Raw genomic sequence first — 17749 nt, 5'->3', positions numbered from 1 at the left:
TGGCGGGTAGCCGCCGATGCTAACGGCCGGGTCCGGACACGACAACCCATGGCCCGCTCGAACCGATCGAATACGGCCTCGCCTTCCAATGGCCGCGGGACGCGTTCCTCTCGTACACTTGCCGCATGCTACGCATCGAAAACCTCAGCAAGCGCTACGGCGACTACATCGTGTTCCAGGGCCTCACGCATACCTTTGCGCCGGGCTGCGTGGCGCTGTGCGAAGAAGACAGCACTGGCAAATCCAGCCTGCTGAACATCATCGCGGGGACCCTCGCGCCGGACAGCGGCGACGTGCTCATCGGCGGCCATTCGCTGCTCGACGCGCCGCAAGCCGCACAGTCCCGCCTGGCCTACGTGCCGGACAACTGCATGGCGTTTCCCGAGCAGACCGGACGCGGCCTGCTGGAACAGGCGGCCCAGGCCAAAGGCGTGACGCTGGACGACTCTATCTGGGAACTGGCCCGCCAGCTGGGTCTTGAGCCGCATCTGGACAAGCGTTTCGAGCAGATGTCCACGGGCACGCGGCGCAAGGTCTATCTGACCGCGGCCGCGCTGGGCAATCCGGCGGTCGTCGTGGCCGACGGCCCCAGCAATGGGCTGGACGCGCAGGCGCGCGGCGTGCTGGCGGACGTGTTCAAGCGCTGGGCGCAAGATCGCGTCGTACTGTTTGCCAGCCACGACCCTGAACTCGTGCAGGCCTGCGGCGCCGCCACCGTCAACGTCGCCGACCTGCGCTGAGCGCACCGCGGGGCACGTTGCTCAAAACCGGATCGTCAGCCCCGCGATCGGTCCCTGCAGCACCACGTCGTACTTGAAGCCATTACGCTCGTAGTCGACGCCCATCGCGCGGTAACCCACCGTGGCCGAAACCGACTTGTTGAAGTTGTAGCCCACGCCAAGCCCCAGGTCCCAGTCGGCTTGAGCGCCCCCTGCCCCGATCATGCCCCAGCCCGTCAGATAGGCTTTGGAATGAAAGTTGTAGGTGCCGCGAACGCCCACCATGGCGTCCACCCACGTCGCGCTGTCGCTGTACTTTGTGCCGCGTGTCAGCCGGCCATTGAACGTGATGCTGTTGTCCACCGACCAGACCCGCAGCCCGCCCACCACGTCCAGGCTGTGTTCCGACCGGTCCAGCACCGAATAGCCCGCGCCGATCATGCCCGTGAACGACTCGTTCTTGACGTCCGCGCTGTCGGCCAGGATGCCCCGCGGCGTATTGCCTTGCGCGCCGACCTTCACGTACAGCAGGTCACCAAAGATGCTGTACCGGCCCTTGCGCGCATCGCCCATCAGCATGGCCGCGAAATCCAGGTTGTCGAAGATCTTGTCAAAGCTCGCATCGACGTCCACGGGCGGTAGCCGCCGATGCGTGATCTTTCCCGACAGCGCGGGTGCCCACAGATAGGGCGACACCGAGAACTTCCATTCGTCGGAAGCCCCCGCGTCGATGGCGGCTGCCGCGTGTGGCTCGGCCGCGATCGCGGTCCCGGCATGCAGCACCGTGCATGCCAAACAAGCAATGACGTGCATTTTCATCGCGCACCCTCCGGCCCGAAGGCCTATCGAGACATGAGAGTGCGCCCCGGAAAGGCCCGGGGCGCACCCTGCCGCCATGACTGCGTCAGCTCACGCGCCGCACCGGCGGCACCGTCCACGAGCCATTGATGATGGAAGGATCGCTTTCATTGGGCCAATACAGACGCATCATCAGAATGAACCGCCCCTTGGGCGCCGGCAGCCAGTTCGACTCCATCTCCGGACCCGGCGATTCGTTCTGGATCAGCAGATCAATCGACCCATCCGGCTTGCGCTTGAGCGGCTGGCGTTCGCTGATGGAATAGCGGTTGAGCGGGTTGTCGACAAAGAAGTAGTTCTGGTCATACATGGTCAGCGACCAGAACCCCGACACGGGCGGCGCCATCCCCTTGCGGAAGGTCAGCACGTACTTTTCCGAGCCGTTGTACTCGCGCTGGATCGTGCCGTTGGATGACCGCAGCGAGGTCGGATAAACGGCGTCCTGCGGCCGGTTCGCGCCCAGCCCGATCGCGGTGACCAAGGCCCGCTGCAGATAGTTCGTGCCATAGATCCCCGTCTTGGTCGTGAAGCCCCAGCCGTCGATGTGCTGGATGTCGCCGTCGTTGGAACGGAAGTGCGCCATGATCCGTGCGAACCCGGTCTCGGGAACCCGCTTGGCAAAATCGGCGGGCAGTTTCGACTTGTCGAAATCCTGGCCCGGCACGATGCCGATCGTCGCCAGTTTCTCGACCATGGGCGCATCGGCCACGGTCGGCGGATTGCGCTTGAGCAACTGCGCGAACAGCGAGAAATACTCGGTCGCATCCATGTTGTTGACCTGGTCTCGCACCGGCGTCTTCATGTCGATCGCCGAATCGACCTTGCCCTGCGGCGCCTTCCAATCCTTGCCCCACCCGCTGAGCGGCGCGAGCTTCACCTGGTCCTGCAGCTTGTGCACCTCGGCGTAGTCTTCGGGCGTGCCCGTGCAATAGATGCGGCCCAGCAGCCAGACGATGCTCGTCGGCGACTTGTACTGCTTCATCCCTTGCGGCACGGTCCCTTCCCAGCCGGGCCCCGTCACGATGAAGGTCTGCGCGCCCGTGCCCGTCGTGCGCTTGCCGGGCACGTCGAACACGGTGGTCCAGCCGTCCAGCAGCGGAAACAGCGCGTAGCGGCCGTTCAGGTCCGGCAGGCTGACCACCCAGGGCTCGTCGCCCACATCAAAGAATGCCGTCGTGTACAGCGTGTCGGCATTCGGCGCCGTCACGTCGCGGAACTTGGCGTCCGGATACTGACGCAGCTTGATGAGCTGGCCCATCGGCGCGCGCGTGCCCTTGGGTTCCGCGACGTTGGTGATCACCCGGCGGGTCATCTCCATGGTCACCAGCGGGTAGGCGTAGATGTAGGCGTCGGTGGCCAGGACGAAACGGTCATCGGCTTCGGGCAGATTGGCCACCAGCCCTTCAGAGGCGGCGGCCGAGGCCCGGAACGCCGGTCCCAGCGATCCTGCAGCCAGCAGGGCCAATCCCCCTGCGTTCAGTTTGCGGCGAGTTAGCTTCATTGTTGTCGCTCCCAATGGATGTGTTTGGCGAAGTTCACTAAGGGGACTTCCAACATGCACGACGATGTTTTTTCTAGCTAATGCGCATTCGGTGTCGTTGTGGCGGGCACGCTCCGTGGATCAAGGCCAGAGGGAAGAACGGGATTCGGGCGGCAGTCCGCCGCCACCGCACGAGGCGGCGGCATCATTTGGCGCGAACGGGGATAGACGGCTTGTGCATGAGGCGCACAGGTATGCAAGAAGGGGGGGGACGTCCAAGAATGGGCTCCCTGAAAAAGACAAAGGAAACGCACCACTGAAGGCATTCGACTGCGGACCACCCATGCGGCCATTCAGCACGAGGGCAAAAGGCCTTGGTCAATCTATGCGCAGTCATTCGGCTGCTCAAGTAGCCGGAATGACTACGACCATCCGCCGTTGGTAGCAATCCGGCAAACCGCCCGCGGCACTTGACCAGCGGCGCGCAGCTTTCGGAAGCGCCCTACTTCCCTTTGCCCAGCGACAGCGGCACACCCCACACCGGGTCCTGCATGCCCTGCTTTCCCAGCGGCGTGATCTGCATCGGCTTGAGCTTGGCCAACAGCTCGCGCTGCGCGTCGGTCAGGTTCGTGCGCTGCGCGAAATATTTCTGCGCAAAGTCCATCGGCGCCGGCCACGTGTACACCGTGAAGTCCTCCAGCGGGCACTCAATCATCTTCGGATCGACCGCGCGGCAGGCGGACTGCTTGAACTTGTAGCTGGGCGTCCTCATGTGCATGCGCTGGCTCAGCACCAGGTCGCCGCCCTTGAGCGTGAAGCTGGCCAACGCCAGCTTGGGCACCACGCGCGACTGCACCTTGATCGCAGGAATGTCGCGCGATGTGGTGTCTTCGTAGTAGCCGGCACGCGATCCCGGCGTGGTCTCGGTGATCTGCTGCTCGCCCCAGGCCACGCAGGCGCCGGACGCGCGGTGCACGGCCGTGCAGACCTTCTCGGTCCTGGTCTGGCTACCCGTCGTGCCTTCGTGCCAGTTGGTCTCTTTGTAGAACTCGCGATACAGCTCTGGCGACAGATACGTGGTGCCGTTGGCGCCGCGGCCCGAGCCAACCGGTCCGGCTTTCGCGCCGATCTGATTCAGCGTGGCATTGAGCTTGTAGTCGTCCCCGCCCGTCAGCAGGTACTTGCCGGGCGGCAGGATGTGGACCTCGAAGGCCTTGAACAGGTAGGTCGTGTCCTTGTCGCGTTGCAGCGAGTTGTTCTGGAACTTGCGGCCGAACGTGATGCGCGGATCGGGTTCGAACATCCAGACGGTGTTGCCGGTCCATGTCGTCATCTTCATGGCGTCCTTCAGCGTGGCATGCGGCATCAGGTCCGCCACCAGCACCACCGACATGCCGTCCTTCAGCGCCTCGCCGATCAGATCGACCAACTGCCCATAACGCTTGTCGTCCGCAGTGCCCTCGCCGTTCGAATCCGGAATCGTGACGCAGCCCGACAGGGTCAGGGCAAGCGTCAGGGCAGAGAGGGCAAGTCGCGAGCGCGGCAGGGACATGGGATCGATCCTTAAGGGATTGGACTGGAGCAATGTGCGCGCATCCTACCGGCTCTGGTACGGTTCGCAATATTCAGTTTGTCCGCTGAAACACATGGTGATGCGTCCAACACTGTGGGAAGCGCATCTGCTCGTCGATCCGGGAACAAACAGGCGTAATTTATTGTTGCGATTGTTTCTGACACCCGGAATGAAACCCGGTTATGCCCCAGGCAATGCGCGCGGCAGATCCGTGCCGTAATCGTCGTGCGCATAGACCATCGCCGGCAAGGGCGACACGAGGCGGCCGCCCTGCGCCCATAGCGCTTGGACCCAATCGGCTGCCACGTCGGCAATCGCGTCCTGCACGCAGAACGCCGGCTCGCTGGAGAACATCGGCACCGGCGGCTTTAATCCTTCTTCGCCGTGCACGACGTCAAAGAGATCGCGGTAGCCCTCGATGGCCTTGTTGAGCACATACAGATCCGGCCCTTCCAGGCCAATCACCACCGAGAAGGTCCCCTCGCCGCCCTGGTCGGGAAAGATGCCGAACTGGATTTCGCGCGCCTTCTCGGGCAACCGCGCGAACATGCCGGCCAGTGTGCGCAAAGCAGCCGCCGTGTGCGCGTCCAGGATGCGGCGCAGCGCGTCTTGATAGTCGTGTTTCGTCATCGCGCCAGGATAGCGCATCGCGGCACGGCATCACGCGTCGAACGGCATCTGCGCCAACAGCTTGTCCAGCGTCACCGGATAATCCCGCACACGCACGCCGGTCGCGTTGTAGACGGCATTGGCAATCGCCGCCGCCACGCCGCACAGGCCGAGTTCACCGACGCCCTTGGCTTTCATGGGCGACGACACTGGATCGTCTTCGTCAAGAAAGATCACCTCCTGACGTGGAATGTCGGCATGGACGGGGACCTCGTAGCTCGCCAGGTCGTGATTGACGAAGAACCCCGCGCGATGGTCAACCGCCAACTCCTCCATCAACGCCGCGCCCACGCCCATGGTCATGGCGCCGATGACCTGGCTGCGCGCCGTCTTGGGGTTGAGGATGCGGCCCGCGGCGCAGACGGCCAGCATGCGGCGCACGCGGGTCTCGCCGGTGGCGGCGTCCACGGCCACTTCCACGAAGTGCGCGCCGAACGTCGACTGCTGGAATTTCTTATCCAGGTCGCCGAACTCGATCGCATCCTCACCGATGAGCTCGCCGCCCGACACCGCACGTGTCAGCGGCGCGCTACGTCCGCTGGCGTCCGACACCGAGCCATTGGCAAACACCGCGCCCTGCGCGTCGAATCCCAATCGCTCCACGACCAGCGCCCGGAGCTTTTCACAGGCGGCATACACGCCCGCCGTGGAACTGTTCGCGCCCCACTGCCCCCCCGAGCCCGCGGACACGGGAAAGGCCGAGTCGCCCAGGCGCACCACCACGCGGGACAGCGGCACGCCCAGCATCTCGGCGGCCGTCTGCGCAATGACCGTGTAGGTGCCCGTGCCGATGTCGGTCATGTCGGTCTCGACAATGACGCGCCCCGCCGCGTCCAGCCGCACGCGTGCGGCAGACTTCATCACCAGGTTGTTGCGAAACGCGCTGGCCACGCCCAGCCCAATAAGCCAACGCCCATCGCGCCGAGCGCCGGGCTTGGAATCGCGCTGGTCCCAGCCGAAATGCCGGGCGCCCGTCTGCAGGCATTCGACGAAACGCCGCTGGGAGAACGGCCGCGACGGATCGGTGGGATCGACCTGCGTATCGTTGAGCACGCGAAACTGCACGGGATCCATGTCCAGCGCCTGCGCCATCTCGTCAATTGCGATCTCCAGCGCCATCATTCCGGGCGCCTCGCCAGGCGCGCGCATCGCATTGCCTTCGGGCAGATCCAGCGTCATCAGGTTCAACGCGGTGCGCTGGTTGGCGCCCGCGTACAGCAGCTTGGTCTGCTGCACGGCCTCTTCGGGCTGGCCATCCGGCAGGTCGCCGGACCAGCTCTCGTGCGAAATCGCCGTCAGCTTGCCGTCGCGCGCCGCGCCCAGCCGGATGCGCTGGATGGTGGCCGGCCGGTGCGTCGTGTTGTTGATGATCAGCGGGCGCGGCAACGCCACCTTGACTGGCCTGCCGGCCGCGCGAGCGCCCAGCGCCGCCAGCAAGGCGTCCGCCCGCACGAACAGCTTGCCGCCAAAGCCGCCGCCGATGTAGGGCGAAATCAGCCTAACGTTCTCCTTCGGAATGCCCAACGTCCGGGCCACGTCGGACCGCCCCCACGCGATCATCTGATTGGAGGTCCACAGCGTAAGCTTGTCCCCCTTCCAGACCGCAAGCGATGCGTGCGGCTCCATCATGGCGTGCGATTGGTCGGGCGTGGTGTAGATGTGATCGACCGTAACCGGTGCCGCCGCAAACGCAGCGTCGAAATCGCCCGCATCCGTCTTCGGGATGTGCTTGCCGGACTCGCCGTGGTCCCGCTTCTGCGCTGCCAGATCGAACGCGCCGTGCTTGCGGGCATATTGCACGCGAATCAGCTTGGCGGCCGCGCGCGCCTGCTCGAACGTATTCGCCACCACCAGCGCAATCGCCTGGTGATAGTGCTGGATTTCCGGGCCGCCAAGCAGCGTGGCCGTGTTCATCTTGCCCTTGCCCAGCTTGCCGGCATTCTGCGCGGTGACGATGGCCAGGACGCCCGGGGCGATGCGCGCCGTTTCCGTATCAATGGCCGTGATGGCGCCCTTGGCAATCGCCGCGCCCACGATGTAGCCCACGGCGGGATTCGGCGCGACATCGTGGTGTTCATAGGCGTAGGCGGCCTGCCCGCTGGTCTTGAGCGGACCGTCGATGCGATCGACGGGCTGGCCGACGACCTTGAGCTGGTCGATGGGGTTCTGTGTCGCGGGAGTATCGAATTTCATGGGTTCACGTCCTCGCTTCCGTCAAGACTGAGCCCAGCGCGCGCCGGGCCAGCGTCAGCTTGAAGCCGTTGTCCGGCGTGGGCTTGGCGTCGGCCAGCAGCGCGTCGGTCACGCGCGCCGCGCCGTCCGGCAGATGCGCTTCCGCCGCCTCCACGCGCCACGGCTTTGGCGCCACGCCGCCCAGCGCCACGCGGCCGGTGCCGTCGTCCTGCACCACGGCGGCCACCGCCACCAGCGCAAAAGCGAACGACGCGCGGTCCCGCACCTTGCGGTAGATATGCTTGCCGCCCAGGGGTTTGGGCAACACCACCCCGGTGATCAACTCTCCGGCTTCCAGATTGGTCTCGATGTGCGGCGTATTGCCAGGCAACCGGTGGAAGTCGGCAATGGGAATCACGCGTCGCGTGGCGTCGGGACGTACGGTCTCGACCTTGGCGTCCAGCAGACGCATGGCCACGGCCATGTCGCTGGGGTGCGTGGCGATGCAGGCGTCGCTGGCGCCGATCACCGCCAGTTGGCGCGACACCCCGCCGATCGCGGAACAGCCGCTGCCGGGCACGCGCTTGTTGCAGGGCTGATTGGTGTCGTAGAAATACGGGCAGCGCGTGCGTTGCAGCAGATTGCCCGCCGTCGTCGCGCGATTGCGGATCTGCGCCGATGCCCCGGCCAGCAGGGCGCGCGCCAGCACCTCGTAATCGCGGCGCACGGTTTCGTTGGCGGCAAGGTCCGCATTGCGCACCAGCGCGCCGATGCGCAGGCCGCCGTCGCCGGACGGCTCGATCCGATCCAGTTCCAGGCCGTTGACGTCAACCAGATGGGCGGGCGTTTCGACCTCGATCTTCATCAGGTCCAGCAGGTTGGTGCCGCCCGCGATGAACCGCGTGCGCGGCTCGCGCGCGGCGCTGGCGGCCGCCTCGGCGTCGGTGCGGGGACGCTCGTAGGTGAAGGGTCTCATGCCTTGCCCTCCGCAACGTCTTCGATGGCATCGAGGATGTTGGAATATGCCCCGCAGCGGCAGATGTTGCCGCTCATGCGTTCGCGGATTTCCTCGGGGGTCAGCAGCGGGCGTTCGTTCAGTGACGCGGTGACATGGCTGGGCATCCCGCTTGCAGCCTCGTCCAGCATGCCGACGGCCGAGCAGATCTGCCCCGGCGTGCAGTAGCCGCACTGATAACCGTCATGTTTGACGAACGCGGCCTGCAGCGGATGCATCGCGCCCGGCGTGCCCAGCCCCTCGATCGTGGTGATCTGCTGGCCATCGTGCATGATGGCCAGCGTCAGACAGGCGTTGATCCGTCTGCCGTCCAGCAGCACCGTACAGGCGCCGCATTGGCCATGATCGCACCCCTTCTTGGTGCCGGTCATGTGCAGGTGCTCGCGCAGCGCATCCAGCAGGCTGGTGCGCGGGTCCACGGACATCTCGTGGGACTTGCCGTTCACATTCAGCGTGAACGATGCGGTCATGCCTTGCGCCGGAGTGGCGTTCTGGGTGGCGGACATGGCGGTTGTCCCGATGGCGGTGGCGGAAGCGGCGCCCGCCTTCAGCAGATTGCGCCGGGATATCTTGATGTCGATGGAATTTTCCAAGGGTGGAACTCCTTTGAACGTCTGGCGGGCCGCGGCCTGCCATTCAGCGCCCGTTGCCAGCAAATGGTGTGCCTGGCCGGCGTGGCCCGAGGGCAAGGTTTCCCGATAAGATCGTCTTCGTCATCCGATGATAGTCACCCGGCTCGCCCGGCCGCCATGCCTTCCTGACAAGAAAATGTTCGATCTCGAAACCAATCCGGACAACGCCGCCCGAGCGCGCTGCATGGGCATCCTGCTTGCTGCCGGGCGCGGCCGGCGCTATGCGGGCGCAGCCGCGGGGCAGGACAAGCTGCTTGCCCCGCTGCCTGACGGCACGCCCGTGGTGGTGGCCGCCGTGGCATCGCTGCGGGCCGCTGTGTCGCGCATCGTGGCGGTCACCCGCCCCGGCAACGAACGCGTCGCGGCGCTGCTGGCGCAGGCAGGGTGCGACGTGGTGGTGGCCGATCCCGATGCCAACGGCATGGGCGACAGCCTGGCCGCCGCCATGCGCCACGTCATGCAGACGGCGGATCACGGCATCGAAGCTTGCCTGGTGGCGTTGGGAGACATGCCCTGGATTCGCCCGGACACTTGCCTGCGGGTGGCCGCGGCGTCGCGCCAGCATGCAATTGTGGCGCCATTATGGAATGGCCAGCGCGGCCATCCGGTGGCCTTTCAGCGGACGATCTGGCCGGCGCTGGCGGTGCTGGCGGGCGATGTGGGCGCGCGGGCCGTGGTGGCCCGATACGGTGCGACCGAGCTCGCGGTTGATGACGCCGGGGTGTGCGCCGATGTGGATACGCCCGAAGACCTGATGACCGCCGGGCGTCGCGGCGAACCGGACTGAGCGCCCGGCCGAGCGCAAAGGGCGCCCGGCGTCAGCGCGGCGCCTGCTATGCGGGCGAGGCGTTGCCGAGGGAGCGTCCGATCACCGGCGCGTCAGCCGCCGCCGTCTGCCGCGGCAGGACCACCCGGAAGCTTGTCACGTCGTCGCGCGAATCGGCGCTGATGCAGCCGCCATGCGACGCCACGATCTGCTGCGCAATGAAAAGTCCCAGGCCCAGCCCGTGATGCCCGCCGGGCCGCCGGGCGCCACTGCGGAACGGGTTGAACAGGTGGGGCAGCAGCTCTGGCGGGATCGAGCCGCCATTGGAAACGGTGACCACCACCTCGCCGGCGTCTTCGCCATTGACCTCGACCCGGACCGGGGCGGTCTTGCTGCCATGATGCAAGGCGTTGCCGACCAGATTGGCGATCACCTGCGAAATGCGCTGGCCGTCCCATGAACCGGCCGCGTCGCCACGGCAGTCCGACTCCACCTGGCGCTCGGGAAAGCCGGTGCGCACCTCGTCAAGCGTCCGCTCGACCAGCGCCCCCATGTTCAGCTCCGTGGGCGCCAGCGTCAGACCGCCCGCCTGGCGGATGCGCGTCACATCCAGCAGGTCTTCGATCAGGCACGACATGCGCTCACTGCTTTGCAGCATGCGCCGCGCCAGATTCGACACGCGTTCGTCGTCGCCCTGGCGCTGCAACACGGTAGCGCCCATGATGATGGCCTGCAGGGGCGTGCGCAGATCGTGGCTCAGCACCGCCATGAACATCTCGTTGACCCGCAGCGCTTCGGTGCGCTCTTCCAGCTGCTGCGCCAGCGCGCGCTTGCGCTCGTGCAGCTCGAAGAACACGTTTGCCTTCGTGCGCAGCATGTACGGGTCGACGGGCTTGTACAGAAAATCCACCGCGCCGGTTTCGTAGCCGCGAAACTGCCAGTTCTGTTCCCGCGAGCCGGCGGTGATGAAGATCAGCGGAATGTGGCGCGTGCGCTCACTGCCGCGGATCAGTTCGGCCAGTTCAAAGCCGTTCATGTCGGGCATCTGCACGTCCAACAGCGCCAGCGCGACGTCGCCGTGGCGCAGCAGCAGTTCCAGCGCCTGCGGGCCGGATTGGGCCTTCAGCACCTCGACACGGTCGCTGGCCAGCAGCGCCTCGAGCGCAATCAGATTTTCCGGAACGTCGTCAACCAGCAGGCACTTGATGCGGTCGTCGTGGGAAGGGGCTGATGTCGAAATCATGGTGTCAATGCGTTTGGGTTTCAGGGCAGCCGCCTTGTGGGCAACTGCGCGAAGACGGCGGCAATTTCGTCGGGCGTCAGCGCCCTTACCGCCGGAACCAGGGCCAGGGCGGCGCCGGGCATCGCGGGTACCGCGGCCGACGCCGGCGCCTGCACCAGCGCGTGGCCGCCGGCGGCATGGATGGCGGCCAGGCCTTCGGCCCCATCCTCGTTCGCCCCGGACAGCAGCACGCCAAGCAGCCGCTCGCCATAGCAATCGGCGGCGGACTGGAACAGCACATCAATGGATGGCCGCGAAAAATGCACTGGTGGGTCGATCGACAACGCCAGGCGCGGCCCCCGGTCCACCAGCAGGTGGTAGCCGGGCGGCCCGAAATACACGTGTCCCGGCTGTATCGTTTGCTGGTCCTGCGCTTCCTGCACCGGCAATGCGCAGCGATAGCTGAAGATGTCGCTCAGCAGGCTGCGGCGGTCGGCGGGCAAATGCAGCACCACGATCACGCTGGCCCGCAGGCCTGCGGGAAGCGCGGGCAGCAGAATGCTCAAGGCGTCGATGGCGCCCGACGAACCGCCGATGACGATCGCGTCCCAGGCGCAGTCCACGGCGGCGGCCCCCGGTGCGGCGGCCCCCGGTGCTTCGGCCCCCGGCACATCACCCGGCAGATCTGGCCCGCGCGGCGTCACAGGTCGGCCTTTTTACGGTAGATGCGATCGGCCATCACGAATTCGTCGAAGCCGTCGGCCTGCGCCGTGAATCGCACCGATTCCTTGGACCCCAGGCCCAGAAATCCGCGATGGACCAGTGCCTCGTGAAAGAGGCCCAACGCCCGGTCCTGCAGATCGCGCTCGAAGTAGATGAGCACGTTGCGGCACGACACCAGATGCACTTCCGCAAACACGCTGTCGGTCGACAGGCTGTGGTCGGAGAACACCATGTGCTCGCGCAGCGTCTTGTCGAAAACCACGCGGCCATACCGCGCCGTGTAATAGTGCGACAGCGAATTGCGGCCCCCGGCCTGCGCATGATTGGCCGTGAAGGCCGCCGCGCGGTCCAGGTCGAAAACGCCCTGCTCGGCCGCGCGCAGCGCATGCGGATTGATGTCGGTGGCGTAGATCAGCGCGCGGTCCAGCAGCCCTTCCTCGTGCAGCAGGATCGCCATTGAATAGACTTCCTCGCCCGTGCTGCACCCGGCCACCCACACCTTGATCGAGGGATAGGTGCGCAGGATCGGCACCACCTCGTTGCGCAGCGCCAGGAAGTAGCTGGGATCGCGGAACATGTCGCTGACCTGCACCGTCAGGTACTGCAACAGGCCCGTGAACACGGCGGGTTCGTGCAGCACGCGGTCCTGAAGCTGCGACAGCGTCTTGCAGTGGAATTCGCCCAGCGCGGTGCGCAGGCGGCGTTTCAGCGAGGCCTGCGCATACTCCCGAAAGTCGTAGTGGTACCGGTGATAGATCGCATCGAGCAGCAACCGCTGCTCGATGTCTTCGATGTGCGCCTTGTTCTGAGTGGGCATGGGCGTGATCGCTGTGTCTTGATCCGGTCGGGCCTATTTGCGCATCCAGACGCGCACGAGCGACAGCAGGCGCTCGACGTCCAGCGGCTTGGCGATGTAGTCGTTGGCGCCCGCGGCCAGGCACTTTTCCTGATCGTCCTTCATGGCCTTGGCCGTCAGGGCGATGATCGGCAGGCGGCGCCACTCGGGCCGCGCGCGGATCTCGCGCATGGCCGTGTAGCCATCCATCTCCGGCATCATGATGTCCATCAGCACCAGGTCGACGGCGCGGTTGCCATTGACGCCGGCGCGGCCCAGGGCCTCCAGCGCCTCGCGTCCGTTGCGCGCAATCTCCACGTGCAGGCCGGTGGGCTCCAGGATGCTGGACAGCGCAAACACGTTGCGCACGTCGTCTTCCACCACCAGCACCGTGCGGCCCTCCAGCGTGGTGTCGCGGCTGCGCGCCAGCTCCAGCATCTGGCGCTGCTGCGGCGGCAGCTCGGCTTCCACCTGGTGCAGGAAGAGCGTTACCTCATCCAGCAGGCGCTCCGGCGAGCGTGCGTCCTTGATGATGATCGACTTGGAGAAGCGGCGAAGCTGCTGCTCCTCGTCGCGCGACAGCGCGCGGCCGGTGTACACGATCACGGGCGGGAACGACACGCTGTCCTGATCGGCCATTTCGCGCAAGAGTTCGTAGCCGCTCATGTCGGGCAGGTTCAGGTCCATCACCACGCAGTCATAGGTGGTGTCGCGCAGCAGCGCCAGGGCGTCGCCGGCATTGGCCGCGGGCACGATCTCGACGTCGTCGCGCGCCAGCAGTTCGCGCACGCTGTCGCGTTGGCGGTCGTCGTCCTCGACGACCAGCACGCGCCGCACGTTCTGCGTGAATTTGGCTTCCAGGCGCTGCAGCGCGTGAACCAGTTCCTCGCGCTTGACCGGCTTGAGCGCATAGCCCACCGCCCCCCGCACCAGCGCCTCTTGCGCGTAGTCGGCCACCGACACGATGTGCACCGGGATGTGGCGGGTGTTCGGATTGCGCTTGAGCTGATCCAGCACGCCCAGGCCGGAGAAGTCTGGCAGGTTCACGTCCAGCACGATGGCATCGGGCCGCCGCTGGGCCGCCAGCGCCAGGCCATCGGTCGCGGTGTGCGCGGCCAGGCAGCCAAAGCCCATCTCATGCGCCAGATCGGCCAGGATGGCGGCAAAGCGTTCGTCGTCCTCGATGACGAGGATGGTTCGGGCAAAGGTCTCGCCCTGTTCCTGTTCGGCCGGCTCGGCTGGCTTGGACAGCGTGGCCGGTTCTGCACGCGCAACGGGCGGCGCGGCAATCGCGCCGCCCGGGCCCGCCAGCGTGACAGGGACATCGGTGCGCTCGCGCGGCGCCGGCGTGGTGGACACGACCAGCAGGTTCATCGGCAGCAGCAGTGTGAACACGCTGCCCTGCCCCGGCGTGCTGACCAGCGACAGCGTGCCGCCCAGCAGCTTGGCCAGGTCGCGCGAAATCGACAGGCCCAGCCCGGTGCCGCCGTGCTTGCGGTGCGAGCTGCCGTCGGCCTGGCGGAATGCCTCGAAAATCAGTTCGTGCTGGTCGGCGGCCACGCCGATGCCGGTGTCGTGCACCGCAAACGACAGCATGCGGCCCGGCGCGCGCGTCACGCGCAGCGCCACGAAACCCTGCTCGGTGAACTTGATCGCGTTGGACAGCAGGTTCTTGAGCACCTGGCCCAGCCGCTGCGGATCGGTCCGCAGGGAATCGGGCACGTCGCGCGCGATGTCCAGCTCCAGCGCCAGGCCCTTTTCCTGGGCCAGCGGCCGCAGCGGTTCCAGCAGACGCTGCAGCGCCGGGATCACGGCCACGTCGTCGACTTCGACCGTCGCCTGGCCTGCCTCGATCTTGGCCAGGTCCAGGATGTCGTTGATCAGCGCCAGCAGGTCGCGTCCGGCCGCATGAATGGTCTGCGCGTACTTCACCTGCTCGACGGACAGGTTGCCCGGCTTGTTGTCGGACAGCAGCTTGGCCAGGATCAGCGTGGAATTGAGCGGCGTGCGCAGCTCGTGGCTCATGTTGGCCAGGAATTCGCTCTTGTATTGGCTGGCTTGCGTCAGCAGACGCGCCTTGTCGGTCAGCGCGCTTTGCACCCGCAGCAACTGTTCGGTCTGCGATTCCAGATTGACGTTGGTCTGCTCCAGCTCGGTCTGCTGCAGTTCCATGCGCGCCTGCGATTCCTGCAGGATACGGCTCTGCTGCTCCAGTTCCTCGTTGCTGACGCGCAGCTCTTCCTGCTGGGTCTGCAGCTCTTCGGACTGGCGCTGCGTTTCCGCCAGCAGCGACTCCAGCCGCGTGCGGTCCATGCCGGCCCGGATCGCGGACGCCAGCATTTCCGATGCGCCTTCGAGCAGGCTGCGTTCGCCCTCGCTGACCGGATGGTTGAAGCCCAGCTCGATCACGGCGTACACGCGCTCGTATTGCATGGCGGGCGCAACCACCAGTTCGACCGGATTCGAGCGGCCCGTGGCGGACGAGACTTCCAGGTGGCCGGCGGGTACGTTGCGCACGTGCAGCAGCTTGCGCGACACGGCCGCCTGGCCGACGAGGCCTTGCGCCGTGGGAATCTTCTGGGGCAGCCTTTCGGGCGGCACCGCATAGCCGCCGAACAGCTCGAGTTCTTCGCCATTGACCACGTAGCCCGCGCCGACGCTGGCATTCAGGTATTCGGCCAGGTAGTCCAGGGCGCGCCTGCCAATCTCGTCCAAGCGATGGTCGCCCCGCAGCCGCAGGCTCAGGCCCGACAGGCCCGTCGTCACCCAGGCCTGCCGCGCCTTGGCGCGGTACTCGCGGATGTTCATCAGGGCCGACGCAAAGATCAGGACCAGCAACACCAGAGCGCCGCCCCAGGAATAGTAGGTCGAGGTCGTGGCCGCATCGCTCCAGGCGTCGCGCTCCTGCTCGACCCGACTCATCTGCGACGTATAGAGTTCGCCGACCAAATCGCGCAGGCGGTCCATCGCCTCCTTGCCCGAATCGGTCCTCACCACCGCCAGCGCGCCTTCGACGTCTCCCGCCCGGCGCATCTCGACGGTGTTGTTCAACTCCGTAAGCTTTTGCTTCGTGATGCCCGCAATGTCATTGGCAATCCGGCGTTGCGTGGCGTCCTGCTGCGCGAATTCCTGCACCACGGCCAGGCGCTGCTCGATAAGCGGCACCGAACGCACGTAGGGTTCCAGATAGGCGGAGTCGCCCGTCAGCAGGTAACCCCTTTGCCCGATCTCGGCATCTTTCAGGGCCGAATTGAACAGGCTGAGCTGGCGCAGCGACTCGGTCGCGCGGTCCATGGACTGGACGGCACGCGTGCGCGTGTCCGCGGAGCGAACGTTGACAAAGGCGATGACCAGCGTGGCCACCGCGGCCAGGATGAATCCGGCCATCAGAGTGCGGGGAAAGGCCAGACGACTGGCCGGCTGCGGCGATTTCAGCATGAGATCGTTTACCAATTCAGGGAAAGCGCGCGGATTGCGCTAAGGCAGAGTGCGAAGAATTATAGGGACGGAGAAGCCTGCGGACCATCCTTCGCACGGGCGAACTATACAGGTATGCACGGTCCGGAGTTGCGTCTGGATACAACTACTACACCAACGCGGCGGCGGCATGCCCTAGGATTCGGCTTCCCGATCTGCAGACCGCCTTTCCGCGCGCCGCCCTTGGCCGGCGCGCCCTCCACCCAGCTTGAAGCGGCGGACAGCCGGCGGCGCAGACAACCGAATTCCCGCCGACAGTGGCACCCTATAAAAATGACGAAAATTCTTTTGGTGGACGACCAGCCCACGCTGGTTGCCCTGATGTGCGAGTTCCTGAGCAGCGAAGGCTATGACGTCACGACGCATACCGACGGACTCACCGCGCTGCAGCAGATGATCGACCTGCGCCCCGACCTCGTGATCACCGATCTGTCCATGCCCGGCATGGACGGCGCCGCCCTCCTGACCGCCATGCGGGATAACGCCTATCTGCACGAAACGCCGGTGCTGGTGCTGAGCGGCCGTCCCGAACATGAAATCCTGGAAGCCTGCGCGGGCCGCGCGATGCTGATGCGCAAACCGGCCAGCCCGGACGACGTGCTCAAAGCCGTGCGCGGCCTGATCCACGAACCCCAGCCGCAGTCCCGCCCGCGCACCGGCCCGTTTTCCGGCTCCCTGAGCCGCATCGGCGCCGCACCGCTCGCCCGCGCGGCATGAACGTCGCGCGCCCCCGCCGCAGGGCGGCCGCAAACAGAAAAGGCCGCTGCCATCAGGTAGCGGCCTTTCGTTTTGCGTCAACAGGTGTCTGACACCCCTCGTCTCCTCACCCCACATGCCCCCCCGCCACATACATCACTTGCCCCGTGATGTATGACGCCTCCGGCGCCGCCATAAAGCAGATGGCCGACGCCACCTCTTCCATGCTGCCCATGCGATGCATGGGCGTGCCGGCCAGGCAGTCCGTGTACATCTCGCCTTGCCAGATGCGGTCCTGGTCGGAGGGGGCTTCGGTGTTGCGCGGGATGGCGCGCACGCCGTTGTCCAGGGCGCCCGGCGCCACGCAATTGACGCGCACGCCGGATTCGGCCAGTTCCAGCGCCATGCAGACGGTGGCCGCGTGGACGCCGCCCTTGGAGGCGGAGTACGGCACGCGGTAGATGCCTCGCGTGGCGTTTGAGCCCACGTTGACGATGGCGCCGCGGCCTTGCTTTCTCATCACCGGGATCACCTCGCGGCACGACCACAGCGTCGGCCAGAGCGACCGGTTCACCTCGCGCTGCATCTCGTCCGGCGTGTATTCCCAGAATGGCTTCATCCAGATCGTGCCGCCCACGTTGTGCACGGACACGTCGATACGGCCGTGCGTGTCCAGCGTGTACTGCACCATCCGCTGCGCGCCCGCATGGGTTTCGAGATCGGCGTCGATGAACGACGCCTGCCCGCCCGCCTCGCGAATCTCGCGGGCCACGGCCTCGCCCAGTTCCGCGGCGCGGTCGACCAGCACGACCGCAGCGCCTTCGGCGGCCAGGCGTTTGGCGGTGGCGCGGCCGACGCCCTGGGCGGCGCCGGTAACCAGCGCGATCTGATTGTCAAAGCGATTCATGCAAC

15 protein-coding genes are annotated in these 17749 nt (G+C 66.2%); 3 read left to right on the top strand and 12 right to left on the bottom strand.

What is annotated here, in order from left to right; translation table 11 throughout:
- The first annotated feature begins 125 nt into the window (after positions 1–125).
- Entirely contained in the window at positions 126–740 is a 615-nt protein-coding gene (locus tag AC6LJW_RS01725; RefSeq protein WP_498086321.1) for an ABC transporter ATP-binding protein, read from the top strand.
- Positions 741–761: 21 nt separating this feature from the next.
- On the opposite strand, the gene AC6LJW_RS01720 is transcribed toward AC6LJW_RS01725, so the two are convergent.
- The 7 genes from AC6LJW_RS01720 to paoA form a co-directional block, all read right to left on the bottom strand.
- Positions 762–1538, bottom strand: coding sequence for a hypothetical protein (locus AC6LJW_RS01720; RefSeq protein WP_498086320.1), 777 nt, complete (start codon positions 1536–1538; stop codon positions 762–764).
- Positions 1539–1623: 85 nt separating this feature from the next.
- A complete protein-coding gene (locus AC6LJW_RS01715) occupies positions 1624–3078 on the bottom strand; it encodes a DUF1254 domain-containing protein (RefSeq protein ID WP_056558547.1) in 1455 nt (484 codons plus the stop codon).
- 481 nt (positions 3079–3559) lie between these two features.
- The gene (locus AC6LJW_RS01710; protein WP_056558549.1) at positions 3560–4609 is read right to left on the bottom strand and encodes a hypothetical protein; all 1050 of its coding nucleotides are present in this window, start codon (positions 4607–4609) and stop codon (positions 3560–3562) included.
- 201 nt (positions 4610–4810) lie between these two features.
- Entirely contained in the window at positions 4811–5260 is a 450-nt protein-coding gene (locus AC6LJW_RS01705; RefSeq protein WP_498086319.1) for a DUF6389 family protein, read from the bottom strand.
- Positions 5261–5290: 30 nt separating this feature from the next.
- The gene (gene paoC, locus AC6LJW_RS01700) at positions 5291–7492 is read right to left on the bottom strand and encodes an aldehyde oxidoreductase molybdenum-binding subunit PaoC (protein ID WP_498086318.1); all 2202 of its coding nucleotides are present in this window, start codon (positions 7490–7492) and stop codon (positions 5291–5293) included.
- Between the two features lie 4 nt (positions 7493–7496).
- Entirely contained in the window at positions 7497–8447 is a 951-nt protein-coding gene (locus AC6LJW_RS01695; protein ID WP_427985084.1) for an FAD binding domain-containing protein, read from the bottom strand.
- Positions 8444–9079 carry an aldehyde dehydrogenase iron-sulfur subunit PaoA gene (gene paoA / locus AC6LJW_RS01690; protein ID WP_498086317.1) on the bottom strand — a complete coding sequence of 212 codons (636 nt, stop codon included), beginning with the start codon at positions 9077–9079 and terminating at the stop codon, positions 8444–8446. The genes AC6LJW_RS01695 and paoA overlap by 4 nt, the downstream gene beginning before the upstream one ends.
- A gap of 175 nt (positions 9080–9254) precedes the next feature.
- Between paoA and AC6LJW_RS01685 the strand changes: the two genes are divergently transcribed.
- Positions 9255–9905: a nucleotidyltransferase family protein gene (locus AC6LJW_RS01685; protein WP_498086316.1), complete on the top strand. Its 651-nt coding sequence runs from the start codon at positions 9255–9257 to the stop codon at positions 9903–9905.
- A gap of 46 nt (positions 9906–9951) precedes the next feature.
- On the opposite strand, the gene AC6LJW_RS01680 is transcribed toward AC6LJW_RS01685, so the two are convergent.
- The 4 genes from AC6LJW_RS01680 to AC6LJW_RS01665 all read right to left on the bottom strand — a co-directional run bounded on the left by AC6LJW_RS01680 (position 9952) and on the right by AC6LJW_RS01665 (position 16102).
- The gene (locus AC6LJW_RS01680) at positions 9952–11127 is read right to left on the bottom strand and encodes a hybrid sensor histidine kinase/response regulator (protein ID WP_498086315.1); all 1176 of its coding nucleotides are present in this window, start codon (positions 11125–11127) and stop codon (positions 9952–9954) included.
- Positions 11128–11147: 20 nt separating this feature from the next.
- Positions 11148–11729, bottom strand: a complete 582-nt coding sequence (locus tag AC6LJW_RS01675; protein ID WP_498086314.1) for a chemotaxis protein CheB — start codon at positions 11727–11729, stop codon at positions 11148–11150.
- Between the two features lie 77 nt (positions 11730–11806).
- Positions 11807–12646: a CheR family methyltransferase gene (locus tag AC6LJW_RS01670; protein WP_498086313.1), complete on the bottom strand. Its 840-nt coding sequence runs from the start codon at positions 12644–12646 to the stop codon at positions 11807–11809.
- A gap of 33 nt (positions 12647–12679) precedes the next feature.
- Entirely contained in the window at positions 12680–16102 is a 3423-nt protein-coding gene (locus AC6LJW_RS01665; RefSeq protein WP_498086312.1) for a response regulator, read from the bottom strand.
- 312 nt (positions 16103–16414) lie between these two features.
- Here AC6LJW_RS01665 and AC6LJW_RS01660 point away from each other — a divergent pair, with 312 nt between their 5' ends.
- The gene (locus tag AC6LJW_RS01660; protein WP_235511993.1) at positions 16415–16858 is read left to right on the top strand and encodes a response regulator; all 444 of its coding nucleotides are present in this window, start codon (positions 16415–16417) and stop codon (positions 16856–16858) included.
- Positions 16859–16964: 106 nt separating this feature from the next.
- On the opposite strand, the gene AC6LJW_RS01655 is transcribed toward AC6LJW_RS01660, so the two are convergent.
- On the bottom strand, positions 16965–17744 hold the full coding sequence (locus AC6LJW_RS01655; protein ID WP_056558573.1) for a 1,6-dihydroxycyclohexa-2,4-diene-1-carboxylate dehydrogenase: 780 nt from the start codon (positions 17742–17744) through the stop codon (positions 16965–16967).
- Positions 17745–17749: the final 5 nt, after the last annotated feature.

The sequence above is a fragment of the Achromobacter sp. 1012554356 genome (assembly GCF_059760815.1).
Note: the sequence above shows the minus strand (reverse complement) of the source record. Positions and strands in the feature narration are given on the sequence as shown.